15 protein-coding genes and 1 pseudogene are annotated in these 25775 nt (G+C 53.1%); 6 read left to right on the forward strand and 10 right to left on the reverse strand.

Annotated elements, in window-relative coordinates:
* Positions 1-24 precede the first annotated feature (24 nt).
* Positions 25-3870 carry a rhamnan synthesis F family protein gene (locus J5M56_RS06710; protein ID WP_207870399.1) on the forward strand — a complete coding sequence of 1282 codons (3846 nt, stop codon included), beginning with the start codon at positions 25-27 and terminating at the stop codon, positions 3868-3870.
* Positions 3871-3920: 50 nt separating this feature from the next.
* Here J5M56_RS06710 and J5M56_RS06715 read toward each other — a convergent pair whose 3' ends face one another.
* From J5M56_RS06715 to rfbB, 4 genes are read right to left on the reverse strand one after another with little or no spacing between them, the layout of a single operon-like run.
* On the reverse strand, positions 3921-4865 hold the full coding sequence (locus tag J5M56_RS06715; RefSeq protein ID WP_243430583.1) for a glycosyltransferase: 945 nt from the start codon (positions 4863-4865) through the stop codon (positions 3921-3923).
* A 2-nt stretch (positions 4866-4867) separates the two neighbouring features.
* Positions 4868-5758, reverse strand: a complete 891-nt coding sequence (gene rfbA, locus J5M56_RS06720; RefSeq protein WP_207870401.1) for a glucose-1-phosphate thymidylyltransferase RfbA — start codon at positions 5756-5758, stop codon at positions 4868-4870.
* Positions 5755-6660 carry a dTDP-4-dehydrorhamnose reductase gene (gene rfbD, locus J5M56_RS06725; RefSeq protein WP_207870403.1) on the reverse strand — a complete coding sequence of 302 codons (906 nt, stop codon included), beginning with the start codon at positions 6658-6660 and terminating at the stop codon, positions 5755-5757. The genes rfbA and rfbD overlap by 4 nt, the downstream gene beginning before the upstream one ends.
* A complete protein-coding gene (rfbB, locus tag J5M56_RS06730; RefSeq protein WP_207870405.1) occupies positions 6657-7733 on the reverse strand; it encodes a dTDP-glucose 4,6-dehydratase in 1077 nt (358 codons plus the stop codon). Before rfbB ends, rfbD begins: the two co-directional genes overlap by 4 nt.
* Positions 7734-8166: 433 nt before the next feature.
* On the opposite strand from rfbB, the gene gmd reads away from it, so the two are divergent.
* Positions 8167-9198, forward strand: a complete 1032-nt coding sequence (gene gmd / locus J5M56_RS06735; protein WP_207870407.1) for a GDP-mannose 4,6-dehydratase — start codon at positions 8167-8169, stop codon at positions 9196-9198.
* A 22-nt stretch (positions 9199-9220) separates the two neighbouring features.
* Positions 9221-10177: a GDP-mannose 4,6-dehydratase gene (locus J5M56_RS06740; RefSeq protein WP_207870409.1), complete on the forward strand. Its 957-nt coding sequence runs from the start codon at positions 9221-9223 to the stop codon at positions 10175-10177.
* Positions 10178-10192: 15 nt separating this feature from the next.
* On the opposite strand, the gene J5M56_RS06745 is transcribed toward J5M56_RS06740, so the two are convergent.
* Both J5M56_RS06745 and J5M56_RS06750 read right to left on the reverse strand, forming a co-directional pair.
* Entirely contained in the window at positions 10193-11335 is a 1143-nt protein-coding gene (locus tag J5M56_RS06745; protein WP_207870411.1) for a glycosyltransferase family 4 protein, read from the reverse strand.
* Between the two features lie 14 nt (positions 11336-11349).
* Positions 11350-13437 (reverse strand): glycoside hydrolase family 99-like domain-containing protein, encoded by a 2088-nt coding sequence (locus J5M56_RS06750; RefSeq protein ID WP_243430585.1) that lies wholly within the window; start codon positions 13435-13437, stop codon positions 11350-11352.
* 462 nt (positions 13438-13899) lie between these two features.
* Here J5M56_RS06750 and J5M56_RS06755 point away from each other — a divergent pair, with 462 nt between their 5' ends.
* The 3 genes and pseudogenes from J5M56_RS06755 to J5M56_RS06765 form a co-directional block, all read left to right on the forward strand.
* The gene (locus tag J5M56_RS06755; RefSeq protein WP_207870417.1) at positions 13900-15816 is read left to right on the forward strand and encodes an acyltransferase family protein; all 1917 of its coding nucleotides are present in this window, start codon (positions 13900-13902) and stop codon (positions 15814-15816) included.
* A gap of 296 nt (positions 15817-16112) precedes the next feature.
* A complete protein-coding gene (gene tnpB, locus J5M56_RS26725) occupies positions 16113-16220 on the forward strand; it encodes an IS66 family insertion sequence element accessory protein TnpB (protein WP_347709419.1) in 108 nt (35 codons plus the stop codon).
* Between the two features lie 38 nt (positions 16221-16258).
* Positions 16259-16539: pseudogene (locus J5M56_RS06765) on the forward strand (transposase); the annotation flags it as partial.
* 289 nt (positions 16540-16828) lie between these two features.
* Here the strand turns inward: J5M56_RS06765 and J5M56_RS06770 are convergent.
* The 4 genes from J5M56_RS06770 to J5M56_RS06785 form a co-directional block, all read right to left on the reverse strand.
* On the reverse strand, positions 16829-19141 hold the full coding sequence (locus J5M56_RS06770) for an asparagine synthase-related protein (RefSeq protein ID WP_207870419.1): 2313 nt from the start codon (positions 19139-19141) through the stop codon (positions 16829-16831).
* A gap of 136 nt (positions 19142-19277) precedes the next feature.
* A complete protein-coding gene (locus J5M56_RS06775) occupies positions 19278-20474 on the reverse strand; it encodes a nucleotide sugar dehydrogenase (protein WP_207870421.1) in 1197 nt (398 codons plus the stop codon).
* 1 nt (position 20475) lies between these two features.
* A complete protein-coding gene (locus J5M56_RS06780) occupies positions 20476-21648 on the reverse strand; it encodes a glycosyltransferase 61 family protein (RefSeq protein WP_207870423.1) in 1173 nt (390 codons plus the stop codon).
* Positions 21649-21657: 9 nt separating this feature from the next.
* Complete coding sequence (locus J5M56_RS06785; protein ID WP_207870425.1) at positions 21658-25767, reverse strand: glycoside hydrolase family 99-like domain-containing protein; 4110 nt, start codon at positions 25765-25767, stop codon at positions 21658-21660.
* Between the last annotated feature and the right edge of the window lie 8 nt (positions 25768-25775).

The following is a 25775-nucleotide window of genomic DNA, read 5'->3' on the forward strand; positions in this document are numbered from 1 at the left end:
GCACATAACTATGGTTGGCTCTTCATGGAGACCTACCGCAATAGCCTGCCTGCTGGCGCCAAGGTTGTCCTTGTTGGTGCTCAGCGCCGTGACGAATCGATCAAAGGCATTTGCACGCAAAACATTGAATATGTCGCTGCAGACTTTGCTGCGGGCAACGGCATCGACATTGTTCTCCAAGACCGTTATGCCTTGCCGTTCGAGGACGAAAGCATTGATGCAATCGTGTGGCAGGCCGCCTTCAAGCGCTCCGACATGTACTGGCTGACATTCAATGAATGCCTTCGTGTCCTCAAGCCGGAGGGGCTGCTTTGCATTGGCTTACCCTATCATGATGCCGGCGCGCAGCTGATGAACTGGGCACAGCGCGGTGGCCACGCGCCCGCTTTGCTGGAGTCGTCTCTGCAGGCTAGGTCGGAGGACAATATCTCGGGTGACCAGGTCTTTGTCTGCGTGTTTGCAAAGAGCGAGGCCGATTCAGCGGGGTATCAGAACCGTATGTTCAGTTCAGATAACGTATTGGCTACTGTTGGGCAGGCGGGTGCGGTGGAGTTGGAAAACGTCGCGCAATATCAACCTGACGCCCAGTTGCTTGCCCGACTGCGTGAAGAAAACGCTGCGTTGCACGGGAGCCGTCTCCACTTACAAGCTCTACTGGCCGAAGCGCAGCAGGCTCAGCATAATCTCCAGAACAAACTGACAGATGCGTGTAAAGCACCCCAGCAATTGCAAGCGCAACTGCAGGCGCAGTTGGCTGACGCCCAACGCGCTTTGGCCGAATCACATACAGCACTCGCCTGCGCAGCGGTAGATCAGGACGTGGTGATTGCGCTTCGTGACGAAGTGGCCAATGCGCGCAATGACACGGCGAGGGTCGGTGAAGAGGTTGAGAGCCTGCGTCTGCAGCTTGCCCAGAAAAATGAGCTGATAAAACGTTCCGCTGATGAGTTCGCCGCCATCGTGCAGGGTATTCATCGATCCAGCAGTTGGAAGCTGACTGCGCCGCTACGTCTGCTGTCCCGTGCCGTGCGCGGCCAGCGGCCCCTGGTAGCCAATGGTCTGCGTGCCCGCGTGCTTGACCAGATCAAACCTATGTACTGGGCTATTCCGCCGAAATTCCGTAATCCTGTGCTGAACTGGGGTTATCGTAATCTCGCGTTCGTTTTCCGCGGCAGCCCGCATTACGAAATGTGGAAGAACGGTAGCAAGGCCACCATCGAGGTGGTTGACAACACGCTGATCGTGCTGGATGACGTTTTGCCGGCCGAGCATATAGCAGGCACCATAGCCATTCACCTGCATATGTATTACGACGACTTGGCTCCCGAGTTTGCTGGCTATCTGCGGAATATGCCTTACCCCTATGACCTCTATGTATCTGTGAAAGATGCTGAGGGTGAACGGGCATGCCGTGCAGCCTTCGCGGGGCTGGAGAATTGTCAGAGGCAAACCTTTGTGGTTGTCGATAACCGCGGCCGAGATATCGCTCCGATGTTTTGCACGTTCGGTGAAGCGTTGCGCCGCTATGACTATATTGCGCATTTGCACAGCAAGAAGTCGCTTTACAACGCTGGCGCTACCGAGGGCTGGCGCCAGTACTTGGCAGGCAACCTCCTAGGCAGTCCATTGACCATTCGCCGCATCTTTGCCTTGATGGCCGGAGACAAAGGCATTGTCTACCCTCAGAATTTCAGGTCCGTGCCGTCCCAAGCCAACACTTGGCTCGCCAACAAGGGGATGGGTAGTGCCTGGTGTGCCCGATTGGGGATCGCGCCGGTACCGCAGGGCTATTTCGACTTCCCGGCCGGTTCCATGTTTTGGGCGCGGGGTGACGCCATGCGACCTTTATTCGATGCTGGCATAACCATCGATGACTTCAACGAAGAGGCCGGCCAGACTGATGGCACTTTCGCCCACTGCCTAGAGCGGTTGCTGGCGCTCAGCGGTCGCAAACAGGGTTTGCAGCCTGGCATCATTGCGGACACCGAAACCCCTTCGTGGTCTTCCTGGCGACTTGATCAGTCGGTCGGCCGCCCGCTGGACTGGATGCTGGGGCAGTTCACAAACCCGGTAATCAAGTGCATCGGTTTCGACATTTTCGACACCCTGCTGATCCGCCCATTGATCGACGCCGAAACCACCAAGCATATTGTCGCTGCCGGCCTGCCGGAGCACCTGGGCACACTGTTCGCCGAGTATCGCGCGGTGGCCGAAGGAGAGGCGCGCAATCAGAAGGGCAAAGACGTTGACCTGGACGACATCTACGCGATGTTCCAGCAACTCACCAAACTGTCCGGCCAAGATATCCAGACTATTCGCAATCTCGAAGAGCATACTGAGTACAAGTCGTTGTCGGCCCGTAGTGGCGGTGTCGAGTTGTTTGAGGCCGCCAAGGCATCGGGCAAGCCGGTGGTGCTGATCTCCGATATGTTCTTGCCCAAGGCTTTGATCATCCGGGCTTTGAACGCTAATGGCGTTCATGGCTGGAGCGAGTTCTATTTGTCCAATGAGGTGGGGCTGCGCAAGGATACTGGGCAGCTATACGACCATGTGCTGCAAGCCCACAACTTGCAACCTGGCGAATTCGTCATGGTTGGCGATAACGAACGTTCGGATCTGCAGATCCCCTGCGATAAGGGCTGCGTAGGCCTGCACATTCTCCGCCCGACAGAATTAGCCAGGGGCACGCCGCGCCTGCGTCGTATCGTGGAGCAGTATGAGATCGCCGGCGACCTCAACGCCGAGCTGACCCTGGGCCTGCTGTTCCGGAAGAACTTCCCGGCGGTGATCTATCCCAACCTGAACCCGGGTTCACTGTTTCATGCCACACCGTACAACATCGGGTACAGCCTGGTGGGACCGATGCTCACAGGTATGTCGCAGTGGCTAATCGACAATGCCCAGCGCGACGGGGTCGAGCGTTTGCACTTCTTGGCACGTGAAGGGCAATTGATGAAAGCCGTCTATGACGTCTGGGCGCAGGGTGCGGACGATGCTCCTCCAGCGGATTACCTGGTGGTATCCCGCCGTACGTGCAGCGTGCCGTTGCTTGAAACCTTGGAAGATGTGTTTGCCCTCGGCAAGGGTGACTATTATCTGAACACGGCGGCCAACTACCTTCTTGAGCGCTTCGGCCTGGAGTTGAGTGATGCAGACTGGAGTGAGTTGCAGAGCGAGTTGCAAATCGGCAAGGACACCCAGGTAGAGGTTCGCAACGACAACTTGATGGCCCTCAAGCCATTGTTGACCAAGCTAGCCGATACCATCTTCAAACAGGCCGCGCAGGAGCGTGAGGCACTCACCCTGTACTTGAAGAGCATGGGCCTGGATACCGGGAAGAACGCGGTTGTGGACGTTGGTTATGGTGCCACCATCCAGAACTACCTGTGCAAGCTCACAGGCCAGCCTGTGCATGGTTACTACCTGGCAACCGATGAGCGTTCGATCCCGGTGGCCGAGCAGCATGGTGTGATTGTTCGCGGCTGCCTGATGCACAATGTCGAGCACAGCTTGGCGGCGCCAATAATGTATCTGCGAAGCTTCGAGTTGGAGAAGCTGTTCAGTTCCAGTGATGGACAAGTGGTGAAGTACGCTTTGGGCGATGGTTTGAGCGTCAAGGCACTTCACCGTGAGTTGTCCCCCGAAGAACGTAGAGGTGATGTATTCCGCACCGAGCTACGCCATGGGGTGCTGCAATTCGCGAAAGACGCGTTGCAGATCCGGAGCACGTTGTTGAGCAGCTTTGCGCCGTCACTTGAAGTTAGCAGGGCGCTGGCCGACGAGTTCTTCTCGAAGCACTCCGCTGACGAGCTGAAGCTGCTGGGGCATGTGATGCTGGATGACCACTACTGCGGGCGCGGTGTGGTGTGAGGAAGCTGCCCCGGGGTGAGTCATGCCCGCTCCGGGGTATCCACGTGCAGTCAGCGCTGGCCGATGACTGCCTTGTAAAGGCAAATGATCGACAGTACCGCTCGATCGCGGGCGCGACGGCGGCACTTGGCACTATTACAAGCCAGCTTCAACCAGGCGAAACCCTTACCATGTTTGCCATCTGAGCCCATGAACGGGTTGGCAATCTCCAGCAGCGAAGCAGTCAGCCAGACCTGGCTGAACCACCAGCCGTCGGTGATCTTTCGCCACCGAGCTATGGCAGAAGCCACACCATTGTTGACCCCGACTTGATTGCGTTCATGCTGCCGGTAATCTAGCCCAGGCTCAGGATCAATCAACCATCGGTAACCCTGGCTGCGGGCAAAGGCGTAGCAGAACCAGTCGTGTAAATCGACCTTCTGCGCTTGCTCCCAGCAACTCAGCAGCTTTGTCTTGAACGCTGACGCCAACCCTTGGCTCAGCACATAAGTGCAACCAGGGCCTGCCGCTTCGAACAGGTGATCCCAGCGCACCTGGGGCTGTGCCTTGTTTACCAGCAGACGCCGCCCATTCTTCCAGAACGCAACTACGTTGCTGGAGTAACCATCAGCACCGTTGGCGCGGAGTGCTGCCACTGCCCGCTCGAGTTTGTCCGCGTACCACAAATCATCCTGATCGGAGAATGCCACGTAGTCGTAAGTGGACAGATCGACATCTTTGATCAAGCGGAAGAAGTTGCGTGAAGCACCCCCGAATGGGCCGCAGGGGGGGAGGAGGACAATGTTGGCGTAGGTGAGGGCATAATTGGCGCACCAAGCCTCAGTACCGTCGTTGCACGGATCGACGCTGATGTAGATATCAACGCCGACCCCTCGTTGGGCTTGGATAGAAGCCAATTGAGCCTCTATCCATTCGCTGCCGTTATAGGCCGCGAGCAGCACAGCTACCTTTGCGGGTTCGGCGCCCATGCCGAGCGTATGGGTAGCGGCTGGCATGCTCAGTGGTGACCCGGCTCCAGGAGGCGCTGCAAGTACTGGCCGTAACCGGTTTTCTTGAGCTTTTCTGCTTGACTAGCCACCTGCTCCTCGCTGATCCAGCCGTTGGTGTAGGCAATTTCTTCCAGGCACGCCACTTTCCAGCCTTGACGCTCTTCGATGGTCTGGATGAAGTGGCTGGCTTCCATCAGCGACTGGTGGGTTCCGGTATCGAGCCAGGCGAAACCGCGGCCTAGAATCTCGACGCTGAGGTTCTTCTGCGCCAGATAGGCGCTGTTCACGTCGGTGATTTCCAGCTCGCCACGTGGCGAAGGCTTAATACTCTTGGCGATTTCCACAACCTGGTTGTCGTAGAAGTACAGGCCGGTCACAGCGTAGCTGGATTTGGGCTGGGACGGCTTTTCTTCAATGCTCAAGGCGCGGCCATTGGCATCAAATTCGACCACGCCAAAGCGTTCAGGGTCTGCCACGTGATAGCCGAACACGGTGGCGCCTTCGGTCTGGTTGGTTGCTGTGCGCAGATTGTCCGAGAAGTGTTGGCCGTAGAAAATGTTGTCGCCCAAGATCAGGCAGCAAGGATCCTTACCGATGAACTCTTCGCCGATGATGAACGCCTGTGCCAAACCGTCCGGGCTTGGTTGCTCGGCGTAGCTCAGTTGGACACCGTACTGGCTGCCGTCACCCAGCAGCTTGCGAAATGCTGGCAGATCTTCGGGTGTGGAGATGATCAGGATTTCGCGCATGCCGGCCAACATCAGCACCGACAATGGGTAGAAAATCATCGGCTTGTCGTAGATAGGCAGCATCTGCTTGGAAACACCAAGGGTCAGGGGGTGCAGGCGCGTCCCCGAACCACCAGCCAGAATGATCCCTTTACGATTGGTCGTGTTCATTTATTCAAAGCTTCCATAAGCATGCGGGTAACACCACTTTGCCAATCCGGCAAGTGCAGAGAAAAAGCGTTACGCAGTTTTGAAGTAGCCAGACGCGAGTTCAACGGCCGCTTGGCGGGCGTTGGGTAATCGGTGGTCGGGATCGGGTTGACCGTTTCCACCGCCAGGGTTTCACCCAAACTGCGCGCGAGCTCAATCACATAGCTGGCGTAGGCGTGCCAGCTGGTTTCGCCAGCTGGGGCAAGGTGGTAGATGCCACCCAGCTCAGGTTTGCGCATGGCCTGTTGCAGAGCGGCCACGGCCACGTCGGCCAACAGGTCGGCCCCGGTAGGCACGCCGACCTGGTCGGCGATGACGTTCAGAGTCTGCCGATCCTTGGCCAGACGCAGCATGGTCTTGGCAAAATTGTTGCCACGCGCGGCATATACCCAGCTGGTGCGGAATACCAAGTGCTTGCAGCCCGAGGCAACAATCAGTTGTTCACCTTCGAGTTTGGTAGCGCCGTAGTAGTTGACCGGCGCTACGGCGTCGGTTTCCTCCCAAGGGACCGAACCGTTGCCATCGAAAACGTAGTCGGTGGAGTAATGCACCAGCCAGGCATCGAGGCGCTTGGCTTCTTCGGCCATTACCTGGCTGGCCAGGGCGTTGACCGTATGGGCCAGCTCGCGATCGCTCTCGGCCTTGTCGACCGCAGTGTAGGCTGCTGCATTGACGATGACTTGGGGTGCGACCGCGCGGATGGTCGCGCGCAGCCTGCTGAGATCCGACAGGTCGCCTGCAAGTTCGCCATAGGCAGTCAGCGCTGAGTGACGGTCCAAGGCTACCACTTCGCCAAGCACACTCAGTGCCCGTTGCAGCTCCCAGCCGACCTGGCCGTTTTTACCGAGCAGGAGGATCTTCATGCCTGGCCCGAGCGCGTGGTGTAGTTGGAGTCAATCCATTGCTGGTAGCTTCCGCTTTTCACATGCGCGACCCACTCGGGGTTGTCCAGGTACCATTGAACGGTCTTGCGGATGCCCGATTCGAAGGTTTCTTCTGGCACCCAGCCCAACTCGCGTTGAATCTTGCTGGCATCGATTGCGTAACGTAGATCGTGTCCTGGGCGATCCTGGACATAGGTCAGCAGTTCGACATGAGGGCGGAACGCCGAATCGGGGCGGAGCTCGTCGAGCAAGGCGCAGACGGTGCGCACTACTTCGATGTTCTGTTTCTCGTTGTGGCCGCCGATGTTATAGGTTTCGCCTACCACACCTTCGGTCACCACTTTGTACAGCGCACGGGCGTGGTCTTCGACGTACAGCCAATCGCGAATCTGGTCGCCTTTGCCGTAGATAGGCAGCGGCTTGCCTTCAAGGGCATTGAGAATCACCAAAGGGATCAATTTTTCAGGGAAGTGGAACGGGCCGTAATTGTTCGAGCAGTTGGTGACCAATGTCGGCAGGCCGTAAGTACGGGCCCAGGCGCGAACCAGATGGTCGGAACTGGCCTTGCTGGCCGAATACGGAGAGCTCGGTTGATAGGGGGTGGTCTCGGTGAACAGATCTTCCGGGCCTTCCAGGTCGCCGTATACTTCATCTGTAGAAATGTGGTGGAAGCGGAACGCCGCCTTGCGCGTGTCGTCCAGTGCCGCCCAGTAGCCGCGGGCGGCTTCCAGCAAGTTATAGGTGCCGATGATGTTGGTCTGGATGAATTCGGACGGGCCGCTGATGGAGCGGTCGACGTGAGATTCGGCAGCGAGGTGCATCACAGCGTCAGGCTGGTGCTCGCGAAACACTCGATCGAGTTCGGAGCGATCGCAGATGTCGACGCGTTCGAACGCATAGCGTACGTTCTGCTCGACTGACTGCAGCGATTCGAGGTTACCGGCGTAGGTCAGCTTGTCGACGTTGACCACGGCGTCTTCGGTATTGGAAATGATGTGACGCACGACTGCAGAGCCGATGAAGCCGGCACCACCTGTTACTAAGATCTTCACGAGAATTTTCTACCTTGAGGTTCTGACAGAGTCACTGAGCTCTGAATAAGTCCATGCACGTATTACTTAGCATCATGTAGACGAATAAGTATACCCGATTGGATCGAAAAGTCGGGAATTGGTGCCCGGCACTTGGCACATTTTGCTAGCCATGCTGGAGAGCGCGGTTTACACGGGCTCCAAGCGGATACGGCATCAATCGATTGCGGCGTCTAGGTATCGAATAATCCTATCTTGTCGGGGGATTATTCTGACTCCCTATGGAGGGCGCAATGATAAATAGTCGCCATTTTTCATACAGCCGCCATCAGAGAGCTGGCTTGCCTGCCTCGTGTTGCCGGCGTTGACTCAGTATCATGCTGATATGCGCATTATCTAACCCATCGAGGCATTTCCCGGCAGGGACCTCGAAGGTGATCTTTCTGGAGGAATCATGATCGCTATCGTCACCGGTATCACAGGCCAGGATGGAGCGTATCTGGCGGAACTGCTGCTTGCCAAAGGCTATACCGTGTATGGCACCTACCGGCGCACCAGCTCGGTCAATTTCTGGCGCCTGGCCGAACTGGGCGTCGAGCAGCACCCGAACCTGCATCTAGTCGAATACGACCTCACCGACCTGTCTGCCAGCATTCGCCTGCTGCAGACTACCCAGGCCACCGAGGTCTACAACCTCGCTGCCCAGAGCTTCGTGGGCGTGTCATTCGACCAGCCGATTACCACTTCTGAGATCACTGGGCTCGGCGCCGTGAATCTGTTGGAGGCGATTCGCATCGTCAATCCGAAGGTGCGCTTCTATCAGGCTTCGACTTCGGAAATGTTCGGCAAGGTGCAGCAGACACCACAAGTAGAAACCACCCCGTTCTACCCGCGCAGCCCCTACGGTGTCGCCAAGCTTTACGCGCACTGGATGACCATCAACTACCGCGAGTCGTACGGCATCTTCGGCGCAAGCGGTATCCTTTTCAATCACGAATCGCCGCTGCGTGGCCGTGAATTCGTCACGCGCAAGATCACCGACAGCGTGGCCAAGATCAAACTGGGAAAACTGGGCCTGCTGGAGCTGGGCAACCTCGATGCCAAACGTGACTGGGGTTATGCGAAGGAGTACGTAGAAGGGATGTGGCGCATGCTCCAGGCCGACGAGCCGGACACCTTCGTGCTGGCCACCAATCGCACCGAGTCGGTACGCGATTTTGTCACGCTCGCGTGCAAGGCTGTGGATATCGAAATCGTCTGGAAGGGTGAAAACGAATACGAGACCGGCATTGACGCTGCAACCGGCCGCACCCTAGTGGCGGTCAACCCCAAGTTCTATCGGCCTACCGAGGTCGACCTGCTGCTTGGCAACCCGGAAAAGGCTCGAAGCGTCCTTGGCTGGGAAGCCCGTACCTCCCTCGAGGAGCTGTGCCGCATGATGGTGGACGCCGACCTGCGCCGTAACGAAACAGACGCTTGCTTCTGAATGTGCTGCGGGGAGTATCGAAATGGCCAGAATTCTTCTGACAGGGGCCAACGGCTTCGTCGGCAAGGTGCTGCTGCAGCGCTTGCTCAATGATGGGTATGCGCTGACCGGCACGGTGGCTTCTGCGCCATTGCCGGTGGCTACAGGTTGCGTTTACCAATTGATGGATGTGTGCGAACGCCATCAAGTAGACGGGGTGATCCGGCAGGTCAAGCCAACCCATGTGATCCACCTGGCGGCAGTGTCTAACGTGGCCGTCAGCTTCAAGGACCCGCTGCTGACATGGCACACCAATGTCATCGGCACCCTGAACCTGATGGAGTCGCTTAAATACAACGCGCCAGATTGCTTCACCCTGTTTGTCAGTTCATCCGAGGTGTACGGCGAAACCTTCAAAAGCGGCCAGCTGCTGGACGAGCAGGCTGCCTGCGCCCCGATGAATCCTTACGCTGCCAGCAAGCTCGCCGCCGAGCAGGCCGTAACACAGTATCTGCGTCAAGGTATGCAGGGGGTGATCGTGCGGCCGTTCAACCATATCGGGCCGGGGCAGAGTGCCGACTTTGTCACCGCCTCGTTCGCCAGGCAGATTGCCTTGATCGAGGCAGGTTTGCAGGCGCCGGTGCTCAAGGTCGGCAACCTTGAGGCCAGCCGCGATTTCCTCTGTGTCGATGACGTCTGCGAAGCTTATGTCAGGCTTATAGCGAGGGGCGCCGGTACCCTGCAGCACCGGGTCTACAACATCGCGTCGGGTACGAGTACAAAGATCCGTGCCGTTCTCGACGCTTTGCTGGCTCACGCTACGGTACCCATCGAAGTGCAGACCGACCCTGAACGCTTGCGGCCTTCCGATATTGCGCTGGCCGCAGGGTCGAATGCACGCATCAAGGCGGCCGTGGGCTGGGAGCCGACCACGCCCTTGGCGCAAACCGTGCGCGCCATCCTCGACGACTGGCGCGCGCAGGTTAGGCAAAACGCCTGAGCCGTCAGCCCAGGCTCAGTTGCCCGCCAGGTTCTTGCGGATTTCCGCCAGGCGGGCCTGATAGCGCAAGCCGGTGTAGCGGTAACTGAAGTAGCTCTGCATGTGCAGCCGGGCCTTGCGCCCCAGCGCCCGGCCCATTGCAGGGTCATCCACCAGTTGCAGCATGTAGGCCACGGCCTGCTCGCCATCTGGGTCGGCCCATTGCTGGTCCTCGAAATGGGGGTATTCGCCCTCCTGCACAGGGATCAAGCGGTAGCCCACCGGCAGGCTGGTGTCGGCAGTCATGAAGTCCATGTTGCCCGAATACGCCGTGGCAATTACCGGCTTGCCCAGCACCATGGCCTCGGCAACCCCGAAACCGTAGCCCTCTGAGCGGTGCAGCGAGACGAAGCAGTCGCTGCAGCGCAAAAGGTTTTTCACCTCGGTGCTGCTCATTGTGCGTTCGATCAAGGTCACGCGGCCTTGCAGTGTGCGTACTTCGGCCTGCAATTGGGCGAAGGCTTGCGGGTTCATGTCGACCCCGTTCACCTTGATCACCAGATGAGTACGTGTATACGGCCGTTTGGCCAGCAGTTGCTTGAATGCCTCGAACACGCCTTGCGGGTTCTTGCGCGCCGAATAGGAACGCAGGTCGTAAAAGAACAGGAACAGGTAATCCGCTTCTGGCAAGCCGAAGTAGCGGCGGCCGTGGAAGGTATCGAGCTGGACTTCGGTCGCCAGTGGCATGTGGTAGACCGGCTTGCTGCATGCCTCTTTGAGGGCGTCCATGACATAGTGTGAAGCCGCCCAGATTTCGTCGAAGCGGTCGAGTTCAGTGGCCCACTCCTGCGGGTAGCGCGGTAGCTCCCACAGTGGGTAAATAATGTTGTAGCCAGACCAAGGCCGCACCTGGTTGATGTGATCCAGGGCGTGTGCGACCTCATTGCCATTGATGTGGAAGATGTTGATGGGCGCCGGCCTGTCAACCAGTGCCGGGCCGAATTCGATGCCTTCAGCTTCGCCTGCGGCAACGATCTTATAGATGTCGTGCAAGCGGGGTGGCGTGTACACGGCCCGCAGCGAGCGGAACGTGGCGCGCACGTGCTCGCCCATGCCGATGGGGGCGAAAGGGTGCCCGGCCAGGCATACGTCGCTGCGGGAATTAACGGTATCAGTCATCAGGTTTCAGCCACTCAGTTCTTCTTCAACAAACGCGATGCGTCCAGCGCGTTGCTTACGGCTTCCAGGTAGGTGTGCCCGAAGCGCCGGTCTGGCTCCAGATAGGCGCCTTCAGCCCACTCGTTCCAGGCATTGATGAACACTAGGCGCTCGTCGCCGATGTGCTGCTCGCGGGTGTCGTTGATCGCTTCTTCCAGCCAGGCCTGGAAGGCACCCGGCGTCGAGTGCTCGAAACAACCGCCAGCATGCTGGCGTCGGGCGGTGTTGTCCCAGCCTGGCATGACGCCTTTGAAGCGCGTATAGCGTGGGCCTGGTCGTGAGGCGAAACTCACCGCAAGGTCACGGTAGTCTGCAGAGTGCCCCGTGAATTGCGGATTGAGCATTTCGCCGCTGGGCGGCTTGGGCTCGACTAGGCCGCCTGGCGGAAACTCCACCGCCGCGTCACAGCCAAACTGCGAAGGGTGGAAGCCGGCCGTTGCCAGTTCGAACGATTCGACCATTGCAATGTAGATTTCACCTACCCCTTGTTCGCGACATACCTCACGCCAGCGCGCGGCGGTCTTGGCAAAGTCGGGGAACAGGGTTGGGCGATAGATCACCATCAACGGCCGGTCGCCGACCTTGATGTAGCGGCGGTCCTTGAAGAAGCGGATCAGGTCGTTGATCACCGCGGTATCGTCTTCGTCACTGTGCGCCTGGGCAATCAGCACCTCTTGCTCCAGCCCGTCCCAGCGCCGCGTCCAGTTTTCATTTGCCCAGCACAGGCAGAACGGAATATCGGGCTTGTCGCTTTGCAGCAATTGTTCAACCGGGCGCTCCAGCAAGCGCTTGCCGTCGAACCAGTAGTAGTAGAAGCAGAAGCCATGCACGCCATAGCGTTGGGCCAGGTCTGCCTGGGCTTGCAAGACTTCCAGCAGACGCAGGTCGTAGTAGCCCAGGTCGGCGGGTAGGCGCGGTTGATAGTGCCCGACGAAGTTTGGCTGGGCTTTGCTGACGTTGGTCCATTCAGTGAAGCCTTTGCCCCACCACTGGTCGTTCTCCGGCACGGGGTGGAACTGCGGCAGGAAGAACGCGATCAGCCGCGGGTCGAAGTGCTGCTCGATGGTTGACGCCCATTTACGGTTGAGCACACTGACGTTTTTGGCAATGGCGGCCATCTTGAACTCATCACCCGTTGCCGCAGTGGTCTTGGACAGGTGATGGATGATGGTGGCGTAGGGGTTGTAGTAGATCTCGTAGCCAGCAGCCCGCAGCGTCAAGCACAGATCGCTGTCTTCGCAATAGCAGGGCAGGAAGGCCTGCGAAAAGCCGCCGATTCGCTGGAGCAGGGCAGTGGGGACAATCAGACAGGCGCCAGACACATAATCGACGCGGCGTGTGTAGTTGAACCGCGGCTCGTCAGGGTGCTCGGCGAAGCCGATCATGGTCGATACACCCTCTGGCGATAAGGCTGCCCCTGCCTCCTGCAGATGGCCGCTTGGGTATACGAACTTTGGTCCCACGGCACCCACCTTGGGGTAGTCAGCAAAGGTTGCCAGCAGAGCCTCGAGCCAGCCGGCGGTGACCTGAACGTCGTTATTCAGATAGACAGTGAATGCACCCTTGAGCTGCCCAAGCGCCCGGTTGCAGTTACGCAGAAACCCCAGGTTTTGCTCATTGCGCAAATAGCGAATGTTCTCGAGCGAACTCAACAGCGCCTGGGTCTGGTCGGTGGATGCATCGTCAGCAACTATGATTTCCACATCCAGACCGTCTGGCAGGTGTTGCTGAATCGACGTCAGGCATTCCAGGGTGAGCTTGATGTTGTTGAATACGGGAATCAGGATCGACACCAGCGGCAGGGGGCTAGGCGCCATGAACCGCAACTGCCTGGCTCGCGCCGGCAGTTCGGCCGGCTCGAAGTCCAGCACTGCGTAGGGCGTAATGGGGTGGGCTGCACGGTGAGCCGCTTTGGCTTCGGCAATGCGAGCCTTGACCTCAGGATAGTCTTGCCACTCCCAGTGGCCGTCGGCGCTGGGTAGCTCCCTGGCGGCCAGGGGAAGCAAAGGAGAGGGATGTGCGGTGGCAGCCGGCTCGGCAGGTTGCTTGGAGTGTTCCGTCATGGCGGGTGCGGGTTCCTGTGGTGACGCTTGCGCTGCAGCATACCCGCGTCTGTGCGGCCATGCCTGAAAGGCGAGATGCATGATCAAATGCGGAGACAGATAGGTGTGCTGCGCGGTGAAATATCCGTAGACACCAAGGTCTTTTGTACATGTACGAGAAATGATGTGACAGTCGGTTTGGTGATTTCAAGCGAAAACTGCCGGGCAGCCTCAGATTTGCACATGCCCGTCGGCGCCAATGAGATGCCTCTGCTTTCTACCATCAGGCATAAACAGACAATGGCAAAAGTGCCAAGTTCAGGACACGCGCGCCGGCGTATTGCGCGAATTTTGTTCCAAGGTCAGGTATGAGGCGGTTTTGAGGCAGGAACTTCGTCGTCACAGGCCATTTTTTTTTGCCTGTTGTGATACTGTCACGCGCGCTCATTACTTCAGAGCGGTTTAAATTTTACAAGGATCGTTATGCGTTTTCGTGATGACGTAAACGGGCTGCGAGCACTGGCAGTCGTTGCTGTGGTGTTGTTCCATTTCAAGCCATCGCTGCTGCCAGCAGGGTTTGCGGGCGTGGACGTATTTTTCGTAATCTCCGGTTACTTGATGACAGGGGCCATATTTCCCAAGGTCGAAGCGGCGGCGTTCTCGCTTGCTGGCTTCTATTGGGGGCGGGCGAAGAGGTTGATTCCCGCTTTGCTCGCCTTGGCTGCGGTACTGCTGATATGGGGCTATTTCAACTTATTGCCTCTGGAGTACAAGCAGCTGGGCGAGCATGCCGCCAGTGCATTGGTGTTTGCATCCAACCTGGTGTTTTATAGCGAATCAGGTTATTTCGACTCGTCATCGCATTTGAAATGGTTGTTGCATACCTGGTCTTTATCAGTCGAATGGCAGTTCTATCTCATATACCCGTTGATCATCATGGCGGTTGTCAGGACCATGGGCGCCAAGGCGGGCCGCTGGTCGATAGTGCTAATGATGGGGCTGTCTTTCGTGTTCGCCACCTGGGCGTCCTATCGCTTCGAAAGCTTTGCTTACTACATGCTGCCGGCCCGGGCCTGGGAAATGTTGATCGGCGGCGTTGTCTACCTGTACCCCATCGAACTCAAGGGCTTAAAGAAAGTGGCCACCGCACTGGCCGGGCTGATGCTGATTATCGGCTCGTTGCTGGCGCTCGATAGCCATACGCCCTGGCCCGGCCAGTGGGCGCTGTTGCCGGTACTGGGGACCTGCCTGGTGATTGCCGCAGGCGTTACCGGTTCGCGACTGGCTCGCAACGGCTTGGTTGCCTGGCTGGGCAAGACCTCATACTCGACCTACCTTTGGCACTGGCCTATTTGCGTGTACCTCTACAGTAATGGCTTGGCCGAGCTGCCGCTTGCGGTGGCACTGGGCGTAGGATGCTCGTTCGTGCTGGGTTTGGTGTCCTACCTGACAGTCGAAAATATCGGAACCCAACGTCGACACCCGCGCGCGGTCGTCAACGGGCGTCAAGCAAAGGCTCGGCGTCCCGCCGCGATTGTCGCATTCTGCATGGTGCTGTGTGCTGGGATGGTAGTGGTGAACAGCAACGGCGCAGCCTACCGCGTCAAAGGCGACATTAAGGCTTTATCAGAAATCACCAATGTGTACGAGCATTTCGACTTCAAGAAGAACATTCGCTACGGCGAATGCCATTCGGTGCCCCGCGAAGTCGGTTTTGCCCAGTGCATCGAACGTCGGGGCAAGATGCTGTTTATCTGGGGCGATTCCTATGCGGCAGCGCTTTATCAAGGCTTGCTCAACGCCCGTGACCAGTACTACACCGACTACGGCATCGCCCAGATGACCGATGGCAACGGGCCGCCCTTTTTCTCAGTGCCCGGCAAGACCGACGAAGGCAAGCCAGTACAGCAGGCGAACAACGACAGGCTCGACGCCGTGGCGATAAACAAACCCGATGTAGTGGTTATGACGTGGTTGGTGTTCGGCAGCAATGCGCCCCAGAAAGCCCAGACCTTGGCCATGCTCCAGCAGACCGTGAACAGGATCAAAGGGGTTTCGCCGTTGACCAAGGTGGTGGTCGTCGGTCCCGTACCGCATTGGAACGGCAATCTGAGTTCGATGGTGTTGGACTATTGGGCCAAGAACAAGACTCTGCCGCCTGCCTACATGACTCATGGGCTGAACCCTGACGTAGCGGCGTGGGATGACTACCTCAAACACAGTGTGCCGACCATTGGCGCTAATTACGTCTCGGCGTACGACATTTTTTGTGGGGCCGACGGTTGCTTAAGCCGATTGGGCGACGATGCTGCCGACTTGCCATTTGTCGATTTCGGTCACCTGACCAAAAACGGTTCAATTTATTTGCTGGATAAGATACAGCGTGAAGTATTCAGGTGAATCCTGAATTTCTCGTTGGAGCATGTCTGTAATGTTTTACGGCTTCTCTTGTGACGAGGCGCCGCTTCGGCGGTTCGCCTGAGAGATTGCCAATTGAAAGATTAATGGGCCGTAAGCGCTCCATAAACCTTACATTCAAAGCACTTATCTGATCCCCGATGTTTTGCTCCCGATTACGTTCTGGAGCTCGCCGACCACAATTCGACTCGACGCCAAAGTCGAAAAGTTACCTCTAACCCAAGCCTGTCGACATTCGAAAATCAATCGACGGCCTGGCCGCGCTGGTCGAACTCGATATCAATGTGGCGGTGTTTGACCCGGTGCTTTTCGTGTTCCTCAACAAACCGCGCAACCGCGTGAAGATCCTGTATGGGGAATGCAACGGCTTCTGCCTCTGGCTCTAACGCCTTGAGTCTGAACGTTTCAAAACTTCACCCGATCCGCCAGCAACTGGAGAAAATTGGAACGCTACGTCGAGCACGGCTACTTGCCGATGGACAAGAACGCGGCCGAGGGTGCGATCCGCCCGTTTGTCATCGGGAGAAAGAACTGGTTGTTCAGTGGCACGCCCAAAGGTGCCACTGCCAGCGCACAACTTTACAGCTTGGTAGAAACCGCCGAAGCCAACGGCCAAGAACCCTCTGCGTGGTTGCGCCACGCACTAGAACGCGTACCGCAGGGGTTCCAGTGGAAGGCTACGAAGCACTACTCCCATGGAATTGAATACCTCAAATACACAGCTGGGTGCGCTGCCCGTCTTTGGTTAGGTGGGGTATATGGAGCGCTTACGATTGAATTGGTAAATCGGAAGCGGGCGCAGAACCCTTGGCTTATCCAGCGCAACTATTGAATGCCGCGACTTTGGGGCTAACGGGGCGACGGATTCTGAAAGCGTCAGCACAACGAAGCGGCACGCACCAACGGCTGCCAGGAGAGGCGAGCCGTGTGCGGATATTACTTTTTTGCCTTGATAGAGCTGTCTCCTTAAAAAATAAGAGTTGGCCGAGGTTACTCAAATACGTTGAGAATACATGTCATGGCGGCTGAAGCCTGATCCCGTATCAAAGAAAACTTCTACCAAAGAGTTTTCAGGGGTTGTTAGTTCAATTATAAGCTTGGCATTTTGTAGGCTAGGTAAGTCACTAAATATTGCCTGGCTGAAAGCGAAGTGGGGATCATTTCCAGAACTGATCATCACCAGACTTTCTGCGTTTGCAGTGAGCTTGAGCTGGTTGTTAGGGTGCACGCTGTTGATGAGAGGGAGTTTGATATCAATGTTAAGCGCTGCATCGATGATGTGTGCTTTGTGGAAAGTACAGTTGCCAGGTTTATCTAGGGGATCAATACGGATGTTATAAATTTTTCCTTTAGGCATATTGATCTCACAGGTGTGTTTTTTTTGCTTTATAGTTGATGGTTGATGGCCTGAGGAAAAGAATTCATACATTTTTTTGAATTCGGGGATATTGGTCTCAAGGGCAGTCTTAGTGACGAACTGATCCTCAATGTCGTCTTTGTCATTTGTCCACTCACCAGTGAGTAGAATCATAAGCTCTGTTAGGTTGATAATGCTTCTAATGGCTGGCGTGGTTTTTAGTAAGCCAGGGTTGTCTAATATTTCCGAAACTCTTTGTTTATTGATTAGATCAAAAATTCCTGTGCGCTCGTTTTCGAGTAGGTATTCTTTGATTCGTTTATTGCCATGTTTTGCTAATAATACTTGCCACGGCTGAGAAGTTCCTTGTGATGACTCGAAGTTGAATTGAGTTCCAGGTAATTTTATTGATGGAGATGATGCTGCGAAATGCTCGGGCCATTGTTTGTTCAGGTATGGTATCTCCAAAAGCTCCGGAGATAATCGCTTCATCATTTCAAAAATGAATTTTCTATCTCTTCTATCTTTTAAGTTTTGTTTTAGGCCAATAGCTGCCGCCAGCTTGCTGGACATTGGAGATACTCTAACTTGTGTCAGTACATTGGAGTTAAGTGCTCCGGACCACCAAGTGAATCGATTGTCTTGATAATAAAGCTCCGGCAGTTCATTAAGGGCCGCTCCTGCGGAAAGTTTGGCGTCAATCCACTCTTGAATTTGCGATGACTCGTATTGTCTTGGTAAGGAACGAACCAGGTCAAGTGGGTCGTAGGGTTGCTGGAACTCTAGTAAATGCTCGCTTGCTTGCGCTCTCGAGCGAATGTCTACGGCCGCGTTCGAAGGACGAATGCGCTTGAAGAAGAAATCTGAAAACCCTGTTATATCGAAGTTCATCTTGGATGCTTTAGCCCAGCCGCCATCCCACGCACCGGTAGCGCCTTCGAACCTAAATGCATGCTTGCTAAGGCCATTCCAATAGCCATTGATATCAACAGGGCCAGGAGCTTGTGACGCGAAAATTTTCTTCTCGTGCGGGACCTTTACAGCGCTCGCAACGATTTCAGCTGCTTTTATATCTGGATTATCTGCCTGGCCGTAAGTGAAAGTCGTAATTCGACTGCGAATATTACTGTTCAATCCCATAGCAAGAACTAAGCGGGAGTCCTCACCACCTGTTAACGACAATCTAATCGGTTTGTCGTTAAGTGCTGGTACATCGCGTATCCAGTTGAAATTGTCGACAAGAGCATCACAGGCGTCGTCATAGTCAGAAGAGGAGGGGATTGGTCGGTCATCCCATAGTTGGCTTGAAAATGGGGTTATAACGATATCTCCTTTGCTGCAAATTCTTAGAAAATTACCAGGCGGAAGCAGGTGAACACCATCAAATATGGACTGACTTCCGAATTTATTGCCTTGCGTAATTAATGATGACGCCTGTGGTAAGTCGAATAAGGGTTTGTAAGATTGTGTGCAAATAGGGTTTAGCAAAAACTGTCGGTTTGACACTGCGGAAAAATCATTATTATCTATATAAAATAATGGTTTTAGTCCCGTATAATCAGAAAAGGCAGTGATCTCATTACTCGATGACGTGTATGTTGCTACACTGAATTCACCACGAAGGCGCTCGAAGCTGGAGTTAATGCTGGCAGAATGTGATAACCATAATTGAAGAGTCTGTGCCCCTTTGCCGGCATCAAGGGGACGCCCGTCAGGAAGGGGGAAGCCATCAAAAACAGTCGCTTTTTGTTCTTCAATGAAGTAGTTTTTACCGAAACCAAAGAAATCATCGGCTTGTAAGCTTAGTAGCAGCTTGTCTGTAGAAAGCATGTGTACTGCAGTTAACTTTGGTTTAAATTGAACTGCGGCATCATAGGATTTGGCAAGTTTTTCAAGAAAATTTCGGCGTGCCCATTCGCTTTTCAAGTGTACTGCTAGAAATTTGTTCATATATAGTAAGCGCCTGACTTGATTGCTGGTGTTTCTGTGTAGTAATTGGCTTGTATGTAGTGGTTGTGCGGTGAATGGGATAGATTTTAATATCCTATCCTATTCGGGCTTTACTTAGGTAGTGATGCTTGGAAAGTTAGTCTTTTCCATACAAGTCTCTGGTGTATACTTTTTGGCATACGTCGGCAAGATTTTCTGATTGGCGGTTTGCGATAATGATGTCGCATTCTTTTTTGAACTCATCTAGATCTCGTATGACGCGCGAGTTATAGAATGTATCATCTGTTAATGTAGGTTCATAAATAACTACATCAGTTCCCTTGGCTTTAAGTCGCTTCATGATTCCTTGGACTGATGAGGTGCGGAAGTTATCTGATCCGTGTTTCATGACCAGTCGGTAGATTCCAACTTTCTTTGGTTGGAGTTTTAGTATAGAGTCCGCGACGAAGTCTTTTCTTACGCTATTAGAATCTACGATCGCTTGAATTAAGGTTTGAGGAACGTCTCGGAAGTTTGCTAGAAGTTGTTTGGTGTCTTTCGGCAAACAGTATCCACCGTAGCCAAATGATGGATTGTTGTAGTGGTTGCCAATTCTGGGGTCGAGGCCTACGCCTTGAATTATGTTAGATGTGTTGAGGTTGTGGACCTCTGCGTAGCTATCAAGCTCGTTAAAATATGCAACGCGCATGGCTAGGTATGTATTAGAAAAAAGTTTGATGGCCTCTGCTTCGGACGGACCCGTAAAGAGCGTTTCGACATTGTCAGCAAGAGCTCCGCCCAATAGAAGCGCAGCGAATGCTTTAGCTTCCGAAGAGCTATCACCGACTATAATTCGTGAAGGGTAGAGGTTGTCATGTAGTGCCTTCCCTTCTCGCAGGAATTCAGGAGAAAAAATGATCTGCTTATTATGTAGTTTTCTTTGTTGCTCGGTAAAGCCCACGGGGATTGTAGACTTTATGACAATAGTTGCTTTGGGGTTGAGTGATATAGAATCTTGTATTGTAAGTTCAACCGAAGAGGTATCGAAGTAACCCGATTCAACATCGTAGTTTGTAGGAGTTGCAATGATAACAAAGTCACTGTCTGCATAAGCTGTTTCTTTGCAGGTCGTAGCTTTGAAGTTGACAGAGTTGATCAGATGTTTTTGAATTTCGTCGTCACTAATAGGCGAGCATTTTTGATTCAGAGAATCCACTCTTCGCTGATCGATATCTAGAGCGATCACGTTATTGTTCTTGGCTAGAAGCATTGCGAGTGACAAACCAACATAGCCGGTTCCTACTACAGTGATTTTTACTGAGTCGCGGACTACAGCGGGCGTGCTAAAAGTCATCTTAAGCTTGATCCTTGAGTATTTTTAATGCAGAGGTGGTGTCCAGAGTCCATTGGTTCGCTGATAGTCGAGACCCAACCACATAGTGCAGGCGAGAATTGCGCAGTTGTGAAATTATCGCGTCATCTTTGAGTGTGAAGTCAAAAGGCGCATAGACATGGTTGTTTCCATGAGGCTTTTGGAATAAAGCTAGATACATATTGCTTCCAGTGCAGCCGGCGATAGAGTCTGCGTTGGCTGCTATTCTAATTTGATCACCAATGGGTAGTTCTTCTGGGCGTAAGATCCAGTATCCGGCCTCCCTGTAAATTGACTCAAGTGCAAGTTCATCCTTAAGTTTCCTTGCTGGTACGTTGTTGCGCGAAAAGAATACCTTCTTAGGAAAGTTAGTTGCTCTTTCACTTATTGCTGCGTTGGCCACGCGATCGAAAACAAAATTCATTACATCGCGCGCCCAGAGATGAGTGCAATAACCTACTCCAGGAGCTATCAAGCTTTCTACGATGCATGGTTCGCTGAGAAACTCAAATTGAGATTTATTGATTCCAAGATATTCTAAAATTTTGGTCGCGGGGGGAATTAGCCCTGGCTCATAAATAATAATTCTTAAATTGGTTAGTTCAATGTCTGTAAAATATTTAAGAATCCAAAGTCTGGCTAAGCCCTCTACCAAAAAATGGCCAAAATGATCATGCATGCTACCTAGAAAAAGATAGTGACCCTTTAAGAATTTCTTGGGCTTAGATTGAAGTAATCTATAATTCCCTTTTGTGTCTGATGGCGTTAATAGGTCGCTAGGGAGCGTATGCCTTCCATCCATAACACCATATGACCCCGGGAAAAGAGCATTGTTCGAAGTCAGTACGAGTTGCCCATGTTTGTGCCAATTGTCTTTGCGTAAGCGAATTTTCCCAGGATATATCGCTGCGCAGTGCAACTTGTGTACTAAAAGACTTGGGATTGAAATCACTTCTTGGAGGAAGGAGCAGCCAGATTGACTGGCTAGTAAATCGCTTAGGGTTTCATGAGGAGCGGTTAATGTATGGCGGCTGCTATTTGTTTTATAGTCAGCCGCCGATTCCTGTTCGACAAAAACAGCATCAGAGGAAGAATTGATTAACCCGTTGAAGCTATCGGCGATATCGAATCTTACGCTGCTGATTACTTTTGTCATTTGTGCACCTTATGCCGAAATATCGCTCATGGCTCGGAGTTTATTCATCTGATCCGAGTGGAAGGCGACTCTGACTCGTTCACTGTAGTCAGGAAATTTTTTGATTACGGTATCAACGCCTGATTTAACAAGCTTGTCTTTTTCGCCCTTGAAGCTCGCAGTGCGGACGTGATAAATGAAAACCCAAGGGGAAACAACGTTTTTCCACCCGCTGGCATTAGCCCTCAGGCAGAAATCGTTCTCCTCTCCATAGCCTCGGGGGAAGAGTTCGTGATCAAAGTCACCTATGTCGTTCAAAAGGTTTCTGCGGATATAGAAGCAGAAACCAGACCCAGTCGGAACCTCTACAAAACTGCAATTGAAGGTTCGATCTACCAAGTGTGTAGCATATTCATCATGTGTAAAATGTTCTGGCTTGAGATTGTGGATGCCCTGTTTGGGGAATGAAAATGCACCAGCGTTATCGCTCATTGCCGTGACCGTGCCAATTCGGGGCTCCATATAAGCGCTTGCGCGCATTGCTTCAGTCCAGTTAGGGGTAACGACAGTATCACTATTTAAAAGAATAACATCGTTGTCCTCGGCAAGCTTTATGCCTAGATTGACTGTCCGCGTGTAGCCAATGTTCTGCTCGTTATCTACCACCTTAATCCGACTTTCCTTATAGGATGCAAGAAGAGTAGAAATTTTGGGGTCGGTACTGCCATCGTTAATAACGATGATCGAGACATCAGCTGGGGTATGGATAAGTACCGATTCAATACAGTTTTTTACTTCGGTTGGTGCGTTATATACTGGTATGATAACTGTCAGGTCATTAACTTGGCCTTTGGTAAGACCTTTCGAAGAAAGATTTTTCCAGTCTGTGCTTTTCTTTATGCTGTTAAATGCCGTGCTGAGTTTGTTGTAGAGGGCTTCATGGGAGAAGTTAGTTGTTACATGTTTAAATCCAGCGTTGCCAAGTTTGGGAATTAGTTTGGGTTCGGCAACGAGTTTTCGTACAAAGTTGGCTACTGTCACTGTGTCGCCGAATGGGGCTAAATAGCCATTTTTTCCGTGAACAACGAGTTCGGGCAGCGCTCCCCATTCATAAGCAATAACTGGACGTTTTGCTGCCATGGCTTCAGCTACAGTTCTCCCAAAGGACTCGGCAAACTGTGAAAGATTCAGTAATACGTTGATTTCACTGATGGCTTGTTTTGGCGTTTCTCGATAGCCTGCAAATTTAATATTGTTTGGTAGGGTGCCGTTTGTGATCTGGTCTTTCCAGTTTTTTGTGAATTGGTTGTCTGGCCCTATTACTACGAACTCTGCTTGGGCTGCAATGTCCACGCATTGGCGTGCCACATCAATGAAATCTGAAATTCCCTTCTTAGGTATGTTGCTGCTAACTATGCCAAAGCGTATTATCTCGCCGATGTCATTTGGTGAGCTGAGCTCTTCGTGGTCTACCGCGTTGGGTGCATAAAAAGTCTTACCTTTGCGAGCGAATACGAGTTCGGTGGCAGCTGAATTTGCAATCGAAAAGTCGTATCTCTCGAATACGGTTTTCACAATATCCTGCACGGGGAGCCCGATTCTTTCTCTTAAAGAGTCGTCAAAAGTGATGAGTTCGCGAATGTGCGTCAGCGAAATACGGCCCATTTTCCTAGCGGCAGCAGCTGGTTCTAGAAGTACAATAGTGTTTGAGTAGACGATGCTTACATTGTATTTAGCAATAAGGTTTGCAAATTGAATAGTCAGTCGATTATCCGGTGCGCGGTTTGCCATCCATTGAGGGTATGGGAACGCGTAAATGGCATGTGTGTATTCGCTGATAAGCGAGATATATTCCTTGTTGTTGCTACTCGGTATAGTTGCAATGACGTTGAAGTTAAGTTTTCGCAGCGTTTTGAGCATGTCGATAAAGCTTCGCTCGCCGCCAAAAAGTTGATGGCCGGAGATGTGCGCGCAAAGCAAAATAGTGGGCTGATTAGGCAGGATGGCAATTTTCCCTTTCCAGGACTGCTGCTGCACTAATGGCGAGTATTTCTTGATAAATTGATTTGGTTTTGCTGGGCTTTGCTCTTTTATAAGTTTCGTTTCTTCGGTTTTGAAATTAACATTATAATTTTGGAAGACCGACCTAGTAGCTTCGAGATAGCTGCGGCCATATTGTTGATCAGGCTCAAGAGTAGTCCCCTCAGCCCACTCGTTCCAAGCATTGATGAAAAGCAAGGACTCGTGGTTAGGGTTGTGCTTATCTTCTTGTTCGAGAATTTGTTTAATCCAGCTGCGGTATCTCATGGGGGTGCAGCCAACGAAGACACGTGACGAGGTAAGACGACGTGCAGTATTGTCCCAGCCTAGCATCGCCCCTCGATGAACGGGCCACTCGTAGCCGGGCTTGAAGCGAGTGATATCTGCGTCAACCACTTCATCATAACTATATATGGTGCCGCCGAAGTTTGGGTTCAAGTCGTGAACTTTAGTCTTTGCATCGACGAAACGCATATCTTGTGGGGGGAACAACACGTATGAGTCTAGGCCATGTTGCTCAGGCATCCCCTCCAAGGGCTCTAACCCAAAACGGATCGAACATAGATGGATTTCGCCGAGACCAGCTTTTCTGCACTCTTCGCGCCAGATTTTTGCTGTTTCTAGCCAATTAGGAATAATCTTGATACGGTACACCAGAAGCACGGGTTTGCCGTTGTGTCTGATATAGCGAGGGTCTTTCATCATTTTGATGAATTCATGGATCAGCGCAAGATTGCTTTCCGGTGAATAGTGCTGCTCCATGAGTACATGCTTGTTTTGCCCATCCCAGTTACGAGACCAGTTCTCGTTGGCCCAGCAGACGCAGAATGGAAAGTCAGGCTTGCCAGAGTTCAGCATGTTTTCGATCGGTTGGTTCAGTAGCTTTTGACCGTTAAACCAATAGTAGTAATAGCAAAATCCGTGAATGCCGTACTGCGTTGCCAAGTCAGCTTGCGCTTCTTGCACCGATTGCGAACGCAGATCATAAAATCCCATGTCCGCAGGTAGTTTTGGCTGATAATGACTGCGGAACAAGGGTTTAGCACGAACTACGTTCGTCCACTCGGTGAAGCCTTTCCCCCACCAGGCATCATTTTCAGGAATGGGATGAAACTGCGGCAGATAAAATGCGATGGACTTCACAGTCCGTTTCACACCATGGCGAGTAGTTACTGCGGGTAGAGTAGGTTGCCATTTTGCATCAGCAGCTGTGAATAGCCCCTCATTAGCAGTGATCCCGATAGCAGCGGCCAATGTCTGGAACGCACTTTGCTCGACTATCTCCGACATGGAGTCGAACTTTGCCGGTTTCAGGTTCATCGCAAGTACTTGATTCAATATCAAGGTTTTGACACAAAATGAACCCTGAGGTACTGCGATCTTTGTGTTTTTATTAGTGCGATGGATGCGCGCGAGCCAGCTTCCGAGGTGCCGGTCCTTGAAATCAGACTTGACTTGACCAGTTTGAATTAGGGTGTCAGCGAGTACACCAACATCGCCAAACTCATTCTTGACAAATTTTTCAATGTTAGTTGGGTCGAGAGCGAAATTTCTAGTGTCGGTTAACCAGAGTAAATCACTATATTTATTGAAGATGCCGGTGTTAAGTGTGCGGACAAATGCACCCGTTCTACTTGTTTTGTTAGGGAAGTAAATGAAATGCTGCGCGCCACAGTTGGATGGCAATGCAGTAGCAATCAGTGAGTCGTATAGGTTACGAGGCGCGAGTACGATAAACTCAAAGGGACCGTGTAATTTCGCAGCAGTTTGAGTGATACTGAGGTAATCGTTAAAGGATTCAACCCAGGCGCAAACAACAAGTTCTGCAGTTATCGGTGTGGACTTAATGGTAAAAAAGTCTGGTTGATGCTCAGGGTGCTCGGAAATATTTTTCGTAATACGAGTGATGTCACTTTTATGTGCTGTTGTAAGCGTCTGTGCCTGCTTGCTTCTCGTCAGGTCAATATTGGTCTTGATCACCGACTGCAGGCCAGGATTGTCTATAAGTGCTTGGGTGTAGTGTACGAGTGCTTCATCATAGCGTTTTTCTCGGAACGCCTGGTTGCCTTGTTGGAGCAGTGTCATAGAGTTAGTGGTCATGATACGAT

This window comes from Pseudomonas sp. 51_B (assembly GCF_017491595.1).
Lineage (GTDB): Bacteria > Pseudomonadota > Gammaproteobacteria > Pseudomonadales > Pseudomonadaceae > Aquipseudomonas > Aquipseudomonas promysalinigenes.

Bases quoted from the DNA above. Each gene is read 5' to 3' on its own strand.
- rfbD (WP_207870403.1), bottom strand. From the start codon at position 6,660: ATGAAGATCCTCCTGCTCGGTAAAAACGGCCAGGTCGGCTGGGAGCTG.
- J5M56_RS06770 (WP_207870419.1), bottom strand. From the start codon at position 19,141: ATGAACAAATTTCTAGCAGTACACTTGAAAAGCGAATGGGCACGCCGA.
- J5M56_RS06775 (WP_207870421.1), bottom strand. From the start codon at position 20,474: ATGACTTTTAGCACGCCCGCTGTAGTCCGCGACTCAGTAAAAATCACT.
- J5M56_RS06715 (WP_243430583.1), bottom strand. From the start codon at position 4,865: ATGCCAGCCGCTACCCATACGCTCGGCATGGGCGCCGAACCCGCAAAG.
- J5M56_RS06780 (WP_207870423.1), bottom strand. From the start codon at position 21,648: ATGACAAAAGTAATCAGCAGCGTAAGATTCGATATCGCCGATAGCTTC.
- gmd (WP_207870407.1), top strand. From the start codon at position 8,167: ATGATCGCTATCGTCACCGGTATCACAGGCCAGGATGGAGCGTATCTG.
- J5M56_RS06740 (WP_207870409.1), top strand. From the start codon at position 9,221: ATGGCCAGAATTCTTCTGACAGGGGCCAACGGCTTCGTCGGCAAGGTG.
- rfbA (WP_207870401.1), bottom strand. From the start codon at position 5,758: ATGAACACGACCAATCGTAAAGGGATCATTCTGGCTGGTGGTTCGGGG.
- J5M56_RS06755 (WP_207870417.1), top strand. From the start codon at position 13,900: ATGCGTTTTCGTGATGACGTAAACGGGCTGCGAGCACTGGCAGTCGTT.
- J5M56_RS06745 (WP_207870411.1), bottom strand. From the start codon at position 11,335: ATGACTGATACCGTTAATTCCCGCAGCGACGTATGCCTGGCCGGGCAC.
- J5M56_RS06710 (WP_207870399.1), top strand. From the start codon at position 25: ATGGAGACCTACCGCAATAGCCTGCCTGCTGGCGCCAAGGTTGTCCTT.
- J5M56_RS06785 (WP_207870425.1), bottom strand. From the start codon at position 25,767: ATGACCACTAACTCTATGACACTGCTCCAACAAGGCAACCAGGCGTTC.
- J5M56_RS06750 (WP_243430585.1), bottom strand. From the start codon at position 13,437: ATGACGGAACACTCCAAGCAACCTGCCGAGCCGGCTGCCACCGCACAT.